The 12,154-nt window shown below is 37.8% G+C and carries 11 protein-coding genes; 9 read left to right on the forward strand and 2 right to left on the reverse strand.

Going from position 1 to position 12,154, the window contains the following annotated elements:
- Positions 1-68: 68 nt before the first annotated feature.
- The 9 genes from B7E07_RS07380 to phoU all read left to right on the forward strand — a co-directional run bounded on the left by B7E07_RS07380 (position 69) and on the right by phoU (position 11,066).
- Positions 69-677 carry a superoxide dismutase gene (locus tag B7E07_RS07380; RefSeq protein ID WP_080845066.1) on the forward strand — a complete coding sequence of 203 codons (609 nt, stop codon included), beginning with the start codon at positions 69-71 and terminating at the stop codon, positions 675-677.
- A gap of 120 nt (positions 678-797) precedes the next feature.
- Complete coding sequence (locus B7E07_RS07385) at positions 798-2,012, forward strand: MFS transporter (protein WP_080845068.1); 1,215 nt, start codon at positions 798-800, stop codon at positions 2,010-2,012.
- A 101-nt stretch (positions 2,013-2,113) separates the two neighbouring features.
- The gene (locus tag B7E07_RS07390) at positions 2,114-4,249 is read left to right on the forward strand and encodes a peptidoglycan D,D-transpeptidase FtsI family protein (protein ID WP_080845071.1); all 2,136 of its coding nucleotides are present in this window, start codon (positions 2,114-2,116) and stop codon (positions 4,247-4,249) included.
- A gap of 266 nt (positions 4,250-4,515) precedes the next feature.
- Entirely contained in the window at positions 4,516-6,201 is a 1,686-nt protein-coding gene (locus B7E07_RS07395; RefSeq protein ID WP_257391534.1) for a methyl-accepting chemotaxis protein, read from the forward strand.
- Positions 6,202-6,584: 383 nt separating this feature from the next.
- Positions 6,585-7,601 (forward strand): PstS family phosphate ABC transporter substrate-binding protein, encoded by a 1,017-nt coding sequence (locus B7E07_RS07400; RefSeq protein ID WP_080845075.1) that lies wholly within the window; start codon positions 6,585-6,587, stop codon positions 7,599-7,601.
- 160 nt (positions 7,602-7,761) lie between these two features.
- The gene (gene pstC / locus B7E07_RS07405; protein ID WP_080849133.1) at positions 7,762-8,667 is read left to right on the forward strand and encodes a phosphate ABC transporter permease subunit PstC; all 906 of its coding nucleotides are present in this window, start codon (positions 7,762-7,764) and stop codon (positions 8,665-8,667) included.
- A gap of 1 nt (position 8,668) precedes the next feature.
- The gene (gene pstA / locus B7E07_RS07410) at positions 8,669-9,553 is read left to right on the forward strand and encodes a phosphate ABC transporter permease PstA (protein ID WP_080845077.1); all 885 of its coding nucleotides are present in this window, start codon (positions 8,669-8,671) and stop codon (positions 9,551-9,553) included.
- A gap of 19 nt (positions 9,554-9,572) precedes the next feature.
- Positions 9,573-10,394: a phosphate ABC transporter ATP-binding protein PstB gene (gene pstB / locus B7E07_RS07415; protein WP_080845079.1), complete on the forward strand. Its 822-nt coding sequence runs from the start codon at positions 9,573-9,575 to the stop codon at positions 10,392-10,394.
- A gap of 12 nt (positions 10,395-10,406) precedes the next feature.
- Positions 10,407-11,066, forward strand: a complete 660-nt coding sequence (gene phoU, locus B7E07_RS07420; RefSeq protein ID WP_080845081.1) for a phosphate signaling complex protein PhoU — start codon at positions 10,407-10,409, stop codon at positions 11,064-11,066.
- A 26-nt stretch (positions 11,067-11,092) separates the two neighbouring features.
- Here phoU and B7E07_RS07425 read toward each other — a convergent pair whose 3' ends face one another.
- A complete protein-coding gene (locus B7E07_RS07425; RefSeq protein ID WP_080845083.1) occupies positions 11,093-11,596 on the reverse strand; it encodes an MltG/YceG/YrrL family protein in 504 nt (167 codons plus the stop codon).
- Entirely contained in the window at positions 11,589-11,951 is a 363-nt protein-coding gene (locus tag B7E07_RS07430; protein WP_257391412.1) for a hypothetical protein, read from the reverse strand. The genes B7E07_RS07425 and B7E07_RS07430 overlap by 8 nt, the downstream gene beginning before the upstream one ends.
- Positions 11,952-12,154 lie beyond the last annotated feature (203 nt).

The following is a 12,154-nucleotide window of genomic DNA, read 5'->3' on the forward strand; positions in this document are numbered from 1 at the left end:
TTGAAGTTTCTTAAAAACGAAGAAGCTTTGGAGCCGAAACTATTCATATACATAGGGAGGAATTATTAATGGCTTTTGAATTACCACAATTACCTTACGCATACGATGCTTTAGAACCTCATATTGACAAAGAAACAATGAATATCCATCACACTAAACACCACAACACATATGTGACGAACTTAAATAACGCATTAGAGGGAAATGAGGAACTTCTTTCTAAGTCAGTTGAAGAGGTTATCTCTAATCTTGACGCTGTTCCTGAGTCTGCACGTACAGCTGTTCGCAACAACGGTGGCGGTCATGCTAACCACAGCCTTTTCTGGCAAGTAATTGCTCCTAACGGGGGTGGTGAGCCAACTGGTGAGCTTGCAGAAGCGATCACTAGCAAGTTTGGCAGCCTTGATTCTTTCAAAGAAGAATTTGCAAAAGCAGCAACAACTCGTTTTGGATCTGGCTGGGCTTGGCTTGCTGTTAACAATGGTGAGTTAGAAGTAACAAGCACTCCAAACCAAGATTCTCCATTAATGGAAGGTAAAACTCCAATTTTAGGTTTGGATGTTTGGGAGCACGCTTACTACTTAAACTACCAAAACCGTCGTCCAGAGTATATTACTGCATTCTGGAACGTAGTGAATTGGGACGAAGTTTCTAAACGCTATAGCGCTGCAAAATAATAGTCTTAATTAAGAGCACAGCAGATTTTCTGCTGTGCTTTTTAAATTCTAAAGTCCAATTTTGCATAATGCATTGCTCTCTGTCTAAAACTACCCTTAGAACCAAAGGGGAGTTTTTTTATGAGCAGATTTAAAAAGATACTAGGTGATATAGAGGTAACCAGGGATTTAACTTTATTGCTGCTTATTGGAGGATTGTATTCTTTAAGTATTGCCCTTTCCAATACGTTTGTGAATATATTTCTTTGGAAGCAGTCTGGAGAATATTTTGATCTTGGTTTATACAATTTGTCCATTGTTGTATTACAATTAATTACTTTTACAATTGCAGGAAGTTGGGCGAAAAAAGTTGATCGAGTTATTGTTCTTCGAATCGGAGTTATTTTTCTTGGAGTCTTTTATTTAGCAGTTCTGATTGCAGGAGGAAAAGCGTCAGCATATCTACTCTTATTAGGAGCCCTGCTGGGTGTAGGCTATGGTTTTTATTGGCTGGCGTTTAATGTTTTAACCTTTGAAATTACAGAGCCGGAGAATCGTGATTTTTTTAATGGTTTTCTTGGCATTTTAAATTCCGTAGCGGGGATGGCTGGTCCGATCGCTGCAGGATTTATTATTTCAAAGATGGAGAAGTTTACAGGCTATTCGATGATTTTTGGGATTTCTTTAACCTTGTTTTTAGTGGCAGTGGTTTTAAGTTTCTTTCTAAAAAGAAGACCGGCGAGCGGGCGGTATTGGTTTGGTAGAATCCTGCAGGAAAGAAAGAACAGCTTTAATTGGAAGATGATTACGAATGCTCATTTTTTTCAGGGACTGCGGGAAGGGACTTTTGCATTTCTCGTGTCAGTCTTTGTGTTTATCTCGACAGGAAGTGAGCTTGCACTAGGAACTTTTGGTCTTGTTAATTCAGGTATTTCTTTTGTGGCCTATTATATAGTTTCTCGAATGCTAAGGAAAAATCAGAGAAAAAAAGCGATATTAATTGGTGGAATCCTATTGTATGTCAGTATCTTTTTTATTTTGACGGACATTACGTTCACAAAGTTAATGATCTATGCAGCCATTATTGCAATCGGATACCCAATCTTATTTGTTCCTTATGTTTCGATGACTTATGATGTTATTGGCACTGCGTGGAAGGCAAGGGAAATGAGGATTGAGTATATTGTAGTCAGGGAACTTTATTTAAATATAGGCAGAGTTGTTTCTGTCCTAGCCTTTCTAACTGGAATAGCTATTTTTAAGCCAGAAAACAGTATCCCTGTCCTTATCGTTTTATTAGGAACAGGACATACGCTTATTTATTATTTTGTTCATAAAGTGAATCTGGCTGCTTAATGGAAAACATTACATTGTAAAAGAAAAGTTATTAATAGAATTTTTTTCTCACTTCTTATAAAATAAAACTAGAATCTTTTTAGGGGAAGTGTGGTTACATTTTGAACAGAAAGAATAAAAAGAAGAATCATGTTCCTTTTCGTCTGAATTTGCTCTTCTTTGTTGTATTTGGATTATTTTCTGTCTTAATTCTGCGTTTAGGATTTGTACAGATTGTTTATGGAGAGGATTACAAACGGGAAATTGAACGAACTGAGGATGTTACGGTCAATAATCCTGTGCCTCGCGGAAAGATGTATGACCGCACAGGGCAAATTATTGTGGATAATACACCGCAAAATGCAATCACTTATACCAATAACGGTGCCAGCCAGAAAGAAATGCTTGAGGTGGCTGCTAGACTGGCTAAGATGATTGAAAAAGATACGGAAAAAGTTACGGAGCGAGATCAAAAGGATTACTGGATCATCAAAAATCCAGAGCGTGCGAAAGAAAAAGTATCAAAAGAAGAATCAGAAGCTTTAGCGGAAAGTTATGAGGGTTCTGATCTGAGCAATCAAGTGTATCAATTGCAATTAGATCGTATTACAGAAAATGACCTTGCTGAACTAACTCCTGAGGATATCGAAATCCTTGCGATATACCGGGATTTTTCAAGTGGATATGCACTTACTCCGCAAATCGTTAAAAATAAAGATGTTACAGATGAAGAATTTGCGATTGTAAGTGAAAATCTGCAAATATTGCCTGGGGTTGATACCACAACAGATTGGGAAAGAGATTATGCATATGATAATACGTTAAAATCTGTACTTGGTAAGGTTACTTCTTCTGATGAAGGTGTTCCTGCAGAACAGCTTGACTATTATTTAGCAAGAGATTACAGCCGAAATGACCGTGTCGGGAAGAGCTACATTGAGCTTCAATATGAAGAGGTCCTTCACGGGCAAAAGGCAAAGGTTAAAAATGTCACCGATAAAGCTGGAAATGTACTGGAGACCATCCCGATTAGTGAGGGGCAGCGTGGAAAAGATCTTGTTTTAAGCACAGATATGGAGCTGCAGCTTGAAGTAGAGAAGATTATTGAAGAAGAATTGACTGCAGCGAAATCTTCGGCTGGAACCACCTTACTCGACCGCGCCTACGTAGTGTTAATGGACCCTCATACAGGGGAGATTTTAACAATGGCAGGAAAGAGACTTGTGAAGAATGAGAAAACAGGCAAAACAGAAATGCAGGACGATGCACTTGGCAATATTACGACAACGTATAATGTTGGATCTGCTGTCAAAGGTGCAACCATCCTAACCGGATATAATGAAGGAGTCATAAGTCCAGGGACAGTCATTACAGACAGACCATTACTTATTAAGAATACACCTCCCAAAAAATCCTGGAAAACATTTGGTCCGATTAGTGATGTTAATGCCTTAAAGGTGTCATCAAACGTTTATATGTTTGAAACGGCGATACGAATCGGCGGAGGGAAATACCAGCCGAATCAGCCGTTGCCTTTAAATACCGATGAGGGCTTTAGTATTTTTCGTGATTCCTTTGCTCAATTTGGTCTAGGTGTGAGAACAGGCATCGATCTGCCAAACGAGCAAACAGGCTTTAAAGGTGCGAGCAATCTGCCAGGTTTCATGCTCGACTTTTCCATAGGACAATATGATACATATTCAAATATGCAGCTCGCACAATATGTATCGACAATTGCCAACGGAGGCAATCGTATGGAGCCTCATATGGTAAAAGAAATACGTGAACCTGTTATGGAAGAGGGAGAGCTTGGTCCGCTTGTTCAGGAGATATCTCCTGTAGTACTGAATCGGATTGATGCCAAACCTGAATGGATGGCTGTAGTTCAAGAAGGGTTTAGACGTGTGATGCAGGAGAGAGAGGGAACAGCATACTCTTATTTTGGCAGTAAAGACTATTCTCCTGCAGGTAAAACGGGCACAGCCGAGGCTTTCTATGATGGTCCACTGCGGAGCAATTATGGAAAAGAGCCTCCAGAAGTCATGAATTTAAGCCTAGTCAGTTATGCGCCGGCGAAGAACCCAGAAGTGGCGATGGCTGTTCTGGTACCTTGGGCCTTCCAAGGAAGTGTTGACCATAAAGCGAATTTAAAAATTGGCAACCGAGTTATGGATGCATACTTTGATCTGAAAACAAAGGATACATCTGATTCTGACACTGAGGAAAACGAAAATATTGAAGAAAACACAGAAGAATAATTACGGTAAAAAACCTGCTCCTTATTATGGTGCAGGTTTTTTAAATTTCTGCACCTTAAAAAGTCCTATGGATTTTTAGTAAACATAGGTCTAAAAACCTGTAGTTTATATAAAATTCACATTGAATTTACAATTTCTTAATATAAAACTGTGATAATGGAAGGGGAACTTTAGGGAGAGGGCGTGTCTTTTTGCAACCAATTCAACAGAAATTAGCACATTTATTCCAGAAGATAAAGAAACGGAAATTACCTATATCATTCAAATTGTCTATTCAAAGAAAAATTATTCTGACTTTTTGTTTAGTGCTGTTTATTTCAGGAGGACTTGCAGCGTATTCCATCATAAATACTGCAAAGTCAAATGAACTTGCTGAAGAGTTAATATTGGATGAATCTGCCGAATTAAATTTATTGCAGAATATTCGTTTTAATATGTCCGAGCGTCTTCGGCTGGTGACGAATTATTTGCTTGAAGGATCTCCGCAATCCATTGAAGAATTTGAAGCAAATGCGGCAGAAAGTGAAAAGCTTGATAGTGATCTTCTTAAGCGAATGGAAGGCGAGGAAATAGAAGAAGAAATACATAAACTGATCAGCTATGGAGTGCGCTGGAATGATATTATGAGAGACAATGTTATAGCTGTTTATGATAGTGGAGATGAGCATCAATCACTATTGAACCTTGGTGCTGAACAAGAACAGGCCCAAGACACCATGGCTAGCTTAAAACAGATGGCAGATGAAAAGCAGAATAATGTTTCTGAACTCGGAAAGACGATTATTGCAAACGGGCAAAAAGTTACCTATATGACAATAATTCTAACGGTTGTTATGGCGAGTATCTCAATCTTAGTTGGAGTTATATTGGCGAGGACTATTCATAAATCTGTTAAGCGCATATCAGAAAGAATCCAAGTTGTTGCAGAGGGTGATTTCAGTCAGCCCGAAATAAAAATCTCTTCTAACGATGAACTTGGTGATCTTACATTTTCCATAAATAAAATGGTTAAAGATTTAAAACAATTAATTCATCAGGCTACCTTAACTACATCTCATGTACTGGATTCGGCCGACGAACTGACTGCGAGTTCATCAGAAACAATGAAGGGAACAGAGCAGATTACAGGTTCCATTCAAGAAGTGGCAGCATCATCAAGCAAACAGCTGAATACTGTAAATGAAATTATTAGCACCATTGATCACTTGCAGGATCGATTGCAGAGATTAACAAGTTCGGTACAAAAGCTTGATTCGGTTGCTGATCAAGTTGCTGAGATGTCCAAACAAGGAAATGAAGTTGTAGGTAATTCTATTATAAAAATGAAGCAAATTAATGATTCGGTGCAAGATGTATCTTCCTATATAGATGTGCTAGGAGAAAACTCCGAAAAAATAGGCACAATTACAGATGTGATTACAAGTATATCTGAACAGACGAATTTACTAGCCCTTAATGCAGCTATAGAAGCTGCTCGTGCGGGTGAGCATGGCAGAGGGTTCGCAGTTGTCGCTGATGAGGTAAGAAAGCTTGCTGTACAATCCCGTGAATCTACTAATCAAATAACGGAATTAATTCTGCAAATTCAAACTGGAATTCAAGAAACGTCGCTGGCTATGAAAAAAAGCACCGATGAGGTTCAAGATGGAACAAAGGCTGTGAATGAAGCAGGGAATTCTTTTCAGAATATTAGTCACTCAATATCAGATATGAACAAAACCATTTATGCCATGAATGATATCGCTGCTGACTTTTCGAATAGTACAGAGATGGTCTCAGAAAATGTGAATATATTGACTGAAATGGCTAAAATCAATTCTGCCTACTCAGAGACTGTGGCAACATCAGCCGAAGAGCAGCTCGCTTCAAGCGGTGAGATAACCAATTCAGCAAAAAAACTAAATGATATGGCTGCACAGCTGCAAACTGTTATTAATAAATTTAAAATATAAATGATATGAAGAAAGAGCTGGATTCTCCTCACGGAAATCCAGCTCTTATCGTATAAGAATGATACTAGTTGCATTGAAATACCCCTTCGGGGAAAGAATAAAGAAGGAGCATATGTTCATTCTTCTTTCTGCAGATTTAAGGGTATATTAATAGATCCTTCTAGTATTCTGCACTTTTTAAGTTACAGTTACGCTTTTAATAGAAGATAATACGACTGTTTTTGTGCATAAACAACATAGTTCTACCCAATTTCGACATATTTACACAACAATCAACGAAGTTTACAAAACATTTACATTCGATTAAAACGAGATTAACAGAACACCTTTATTCTATTACTTGTAGGACAAAACATTGATAACTCTTAGGGGGAATTAAGAAGATGAAAAGCTTGAAGAAACTTAGCATGTTACTATTGCTTGCAGCTGTAATGACAATCATTGCTGCTTGCGGCGGTGGAGACACTGAGGAAGAACCAGAAGAAAACGCTGGCGGTACAGATGATAACACAGAAGAACCAGCTCCAGCTGAAGAAGAAGGTTTAGAAGGAAGCGTAGTAATTGACGGATCTGGTACTGTTTATCCTTTCATGGCTAAAATGGCTGAAAACTATATGACGAACGAACAAGAAAATGTTTCTGTAGAAGTTAGCCGTGCTGGTACTTCTGCTGGTTTCAAGAAATTCTTAGTTGAAGATGGAAATGATTTCAACGATGCTTCTCGTCCAATTAAAGAAGAAGAAATTGCAACTGCTCAAGAAGTTGGATTTGAGCCTTTAGAGTTAAAAGTAGCATTAGATGGTCTAACTGTTGTTATCAACAAAGAAAACGATTGGGCTACAGAACTTACTGAGCAACAAGTTAAAGATATCTTCCTTGCAAGCTCTGGCGTAAAAAACTGGTCTGACATTGACCCTTCATTCCCAGATGAGCCAATCTCAACAATGGGACCTAACGAAAACCATGGTACTTACGAGTTTTTCTTTGATGAAATTCTTGAAGGTCAAGATTTAGTAGAAGGTGTTAACCTTCAGCAAGATTACTCTACTTTAGTAGATCTAGTATCTAAAGATAAAAATGCGATCGCATTCTTTGGTTATGGTTACTATGAAAGCAACACTGACAAGTTAACTGCTGTATCTGTTGATTTCGGTGATGGCCCAGTTGCACCAAGCTTAGAGACAATTGGTGAAAGCGACGAATTCGCTTACTCTCCATTTACTCGTCCGGTGTTCACTTACCTAAACCCAGAAATGGCTAAAGAAAAGCCACAAGTTCTTGACTATGCAATTTACACAATGGAAAATGCTGCAACTGTAGCATCTGAAACTGGATTTGCTCCAATTCCAGAAGAAGAAATCCAAGCTAACATCGAAGCTTTAGAAGCTTTACAACAATAATTAACATCTATTACACAAAGATGATAGGAAGATGGGGACCATTAAGTCTCATCTTCCTATCTGTTTGATTAAGTATGGAAGATCAAATTGGATGAAATGGTTTTGGTGAAGGGGGTTTCACAACTTGAATAACAAGTTAGAAAAAAATGCAGTGCGCGAAATGGTTGCAAAGAATAAGCAATCACGTTCGGTTTCTGCCATTTTTGAGAAAATAATGCCTAAGCTGCTTTTGGTTATTGCTATAATTTCCATTTTAACAACAATAGGGATTGTCTTTACATTGTTAAGTGAGACAATTGAGTTCTTTAAATTAGTACCATTTTTTGAATTTTTCACCGGCACTGTCTTAAAGCCATTGGGAGAAAATGCGGAATTCGGGGTACTCCCATTGCTAACCGGTACAGTTATTTCTTCAACTATAGCCATGATCGTGGCTATTCCGATCGGTTTAATGACAGCTATTTACTTAAGTGAATACGCTTCTGAAAAAGTCAGAAAAGCCTTAAAACCAATACTTGAAATTCTTGCAGGTATCCCAACAATCGTATATGGTTTTTTTGCTTTTACATTTGTCACTCCTATATTGAGAGCGATTATTCCTTCTCTAGAACCCACGAATATCCTCAGTCCGGGGATCGTGATGGGAATTATGATTATTCCAATGGTGGCATCCTTATCAGAAGATGCAATGAGTTCAGTGCCATATTCAATGCGTGAAGGTGCATTAGCACTTGGTGCAACGAAACTAGAAGTAACTTGGAAGGTAATTGTTCCAGCAGCTATGTCTGGTATTATTGCTTCCTTTGTATTAGGGATTTCTAGAGCAATTGGTGAAACAATGATTGTAACGATCGCAAGTGGAAGTAATAAAGTATTCACCTTTGATGTTACACAATCCATGCAAACGATGACAGCTTATATAGTTGAAGTTACTGGCGGGGATGCTCCTGCCGGCTCTACCCTTTATTACAGTTTATATGCTGTTGCTATGACACTGTTTGTGTTTACGTTAGTCATGAACTTAATTGCACAGTATATTTCTCGTAAATTTAGGGAGGAATATTAAAATGAAACATATCGATACAAAACTAGTTGAGAAGAAAATGGGACCAAGACTGGCATTAAATACAGTAGCAAAAAACATTTTTCTAGCTGCGACGCTATTTGGTCTATTAGTTTTAGTAATCTTAATTTACCGTGTGGTTTCAGATAGTATTGGATGGATTGATTTAGAGTTTCTAACAAATAAGCTATCTACAGATGCTGAAAAAGCTGGAATCATGGGGGCTATATCGGGTACATTATGGTTAATGGTTGTTGTTGCACCCGTAACAATGATTCTTGGGGTTGGAACAGCTATTTACTTAGAGGAATATGCGAAAAAAGGTCGTCTTCAAGCTTTTATTCAGACCAATATTTCTAACCTTGCTGGTGTACCTTCCATTGTATTTGGAATTTTAGGTTTAACTGTTTTTGCCCGTGCCTTAGATTTAGGTTCTGTTGTTTTAGCAGGTGGCTTAACAATGAGTTTGCTTGTATTACCTGTTGTGGTTGTTGCAAGTCAGGAAGCTATTCGGGCTGTTCCCCAATTTCTAAGAGAAGCATCTTATGGAATGGGTGCAACAAAATGGCAGACAATTAAAAATGTGGTTCTGCCAGCCGCAATTCCGGGTATATTAACTGGAGTAATCTTAGCTCTTTCCCGTGCTATTGGTGAGACAGCACCACTAGTAGTACTCGGAATTCCTGCTTTGTTGATTCCGCTACCAGATAGTATTTTCGACAAATTCACTGTTATGCCAATGCAAATTTATTACTGGACCTTGGATTCTGCCCTTGTAGCAGAATACGCTAATCTTGCTGCTGCAACGATCGTTATTCTATTGCTTGTGTTATTTGTCATGAATTCGATAGCAGTATTAATTAGAAATAAGTTCCAGAGAAGATTCTAACGACGGGAGAGGTTCAAACATGACAGTTTCTACTTTTACAGCAAAAAATGCTGCCAATACAGTGAAAGACTCTACGGAGAATAAAAAGGGCATGGTGTATAATACTAAGGATTTAAACCTTTGGTACGGAGAAACTCATGCGCTTAAAAATATTAATCTTGAGATTCAAGAAAATGATGTTACTGCGATTATCGGTCCATCTGGATGCGGGAAATCAACTTATATAAAAACGTTAAATCGTATGGTTGAATTAACACCAATTGTAAAGATCTCAGGAGATATTCAGTATCGAGATAAAAGTATTTTTGATAAAAATTTCAAGGTGGAAGATTTGCGCACACATGTTGGAATGGTATTCCAAAAGCCAAATCCATTCCCTAAATCAATTTATGAAAATGTTGTTTATGGTCCAAAGATCCATGGTATTCGAGATAAAAAGGTTTTGGATCAAATTGTTGAAAAAAGTTTACGTGGGGCAGCAATTTGGGATGAAGTTAAGGATCGTCTTCACGAAAATGCATATGGCTTATCCGGCGGTCAGCAGCAGCGTCTTTGCATCGCACGCTGTTTAGCAATTGAGCCTGATGTCATTCTCATGGATGAACCAACATCTGCACTTGATCCAATCTCTACTTTAAAAGTAGAAGAGCTTGTACAAGAGCTTAAGAAGGATTTTAGTATTATTATCGTTACACATAATATGCAGCAGGCAGCAAGGATTTCAGATAAAACGGCTTTCTTCTTAAATGGTGAAGTAATTGAATATGCAGATACAGATGTGATCTTTTCGAATCCAACGGATAAGAGAACAGAAGACTATATTACTGGAAGATTTGGTTAATAGGAGGCCGCTATGTCTGTACGTGAAAAATTTGATGATGAATTAATCCGTCTTCAACAGAAGCTAATTGAACTGGGCGAGTTTGCTGAGTCTGCTTTAACAAAGTCAATTCAGGCTCTAGAAACAAAAAATATCGAATTAGCGATTGAAATCATGGAAGATGATATTAAAGCAGATGTTCTTTACGAAGAAATTAATGATTTTGCCATTTTGTTAATTGCGAAGCAGCAGCCGGTAGCGATTGATTTAAGACGAATCATTGTGGCGATTAAGATTGCAACAGATATTGAAAGAATTGCAGATTTTGCTGTAAACATCGCTAAATCAACCATTCGTATTGGCTCTGAGGAACATGTAAAGCCAATCGTGCACATTAAAGAGATGTATACGATCATGATTAAGATGCTGAAGCTATCTTTAGAAGCCTTTAACGAAGAAGATGTCGTAAAGGCGAAAAAAGTGGCAGATATGGATGATAAGGTTGATGATTTATACGGTGAAACGATTATGGATCTAATGAAAATTAGCGTGAGCATGCCAGATCGTCTACCACAGATTACTCAGCTTTCTTTTACTTCTCGCTATTTAGAAAGAGCAGCTGATCATGTAACAAATATTGCGGAACATGTTTTCTACCTTGTTAAAGGCCGTCAATATGATTTGAATTCTTAATTGAAAAAGCTAAAGGCCAATGGCCTTTAGCTTTTTGTTATGATTTTTGCAATTTCTTCAATACTCATGCCTTTAGTAACTTCAAAAGAGCCAAGTTGTATTTTTGTACTATACCCATTGTTTTCAACAAAATGTGTAAATTCAGCTTCATCCTCAATTAAACCAGCTTGTAGTAAAATAGAGGCAATTTGGGTCGGGTTCATTCCTTCGCTAATTTCAAGCTGAAATGGTGGAGGCGGTTCCTCAGGTGCTGTTTTTTCTTCTAGAGCTTCATTCGAATCATTTTCTATTTCTTCTTCTGCAGCTGGGGAGCGCTGCTCTGTTTCTTTTTCAGTTGTTGTTTCCATTCTTTCTTGGATCTCTTCCTCTGTTAGTACCGTGTATCCAGCTTCTTCAAGATAAGCTTTGGCATCATTCTTGTTATAGGCAGTTTCTATAGGTTTTTCATCAGTGATTAACGTGTAAAGTGCAACAATTATTACGGAAAAAAGAATACCGAATGAAAAGGCGCGTACATTTCTCTTATGCATAATAATCCCCTTTTAGACTTGTTGAACTTAAGATAATTTCTACTTCCTCCGCAGTTAATGACGATTGCCGTGCAATCTGATCAATGCTTAATCCTTGTTTACTAAGAACCAGGACCTGATTTTTGATAATATCATGTATTTCTTTCTTTTCAGGTTTCGGTGAAGGTGCTGGTGATTTTGATGTGTTCATCATTTGCGGCATGACTTGCTCATCCAGCAGCAGCTCTTCTTCTAGAACTTTAAGCTTCTTTTTTACCACATACATCTCCTGAATTTGCTGCATGGAAAGCTGATCGATTTCTTCTCTTAAGCTTTTATACGGATCTTTTAAGAAAATAGAAAGGATAAAAAGCAATATAGAAATCACTATTAAAGTAATTAAGACATATATCAATGTTTTTCAACTCGCTCTCTGTATATTAGACAAACACATTCTATCATATGCAGCCGACAATTTTCGAATGTCGTTAAAAAAAAGGGTGATTCTGTCGTATTTATTCGCTGATCTAGTCGAATGAACTTCTTTTTTCAGCCTAATAGATTTCAATGAAATTTTTT

The sequence above is a fragment of the Cytobacillus gottheilii genome (genome assembly GCF_900166665.1).
Classification (GTDB): Bacteria; Bacillota; Bacilli; order Bacillales; family Cytobacillaceae; genus Cytobacillus; species Cytobacillus gottheilii_A.

Coding starts and splice junctions, on each gene's coding strand:
- pstB (WP_080845079.1), top strand. CDS start 9,573: ATGACAGTTTCTACTTTTACAGCAAAAAATGCTGCCAATACAGTGAAA.
- phoU (WP_080845081.1), top strand. CDS start 10,407: ATGTCTGTACGTGAAAAATTTGATGATGAATTAATCCGTCTTCAACAG.
- B7E07_RS07425 (WP_080845083.1), bottom strand. CDS start 11,596: ATGCATAAGAGAAATGTACGCGCCTTTTCATTCGGTATTCTTTTTTCC.
- pstC (WP_080849133.1), top strand. CDS start 7,762: ATGGTTGCAAAGAATAAGCAATCACGTTCGGTTTCTGCCATTTTTGAG.
- B7E07_RS07385 (WP_080845068.1), top strand. CDS start 798: ATGAGCAGATTTAAAAAGATACTAGGTGATATAGAGGTAACCAGGGAT.
- B7E07_RS07400 (WP_080845075.1), top strand. CDS start 6,585: ATGAAAAGCTTGAAGAAACTTAGCATGTTACTATTGCTTGCAGCTGTA.
- pstA (WP_080845077.1), top strand. CDS start 8,669: ATGAAACATATCGATACAAAACTAGTTGAGAAGAAAATGGGACCAAGA.
- B7E07_RS07380 (WP_080845066.1), top strand. CDS start 69: ATGGCTTTTGAATTACCACAATTACCTTACGCATACGATGCTTTAGAA.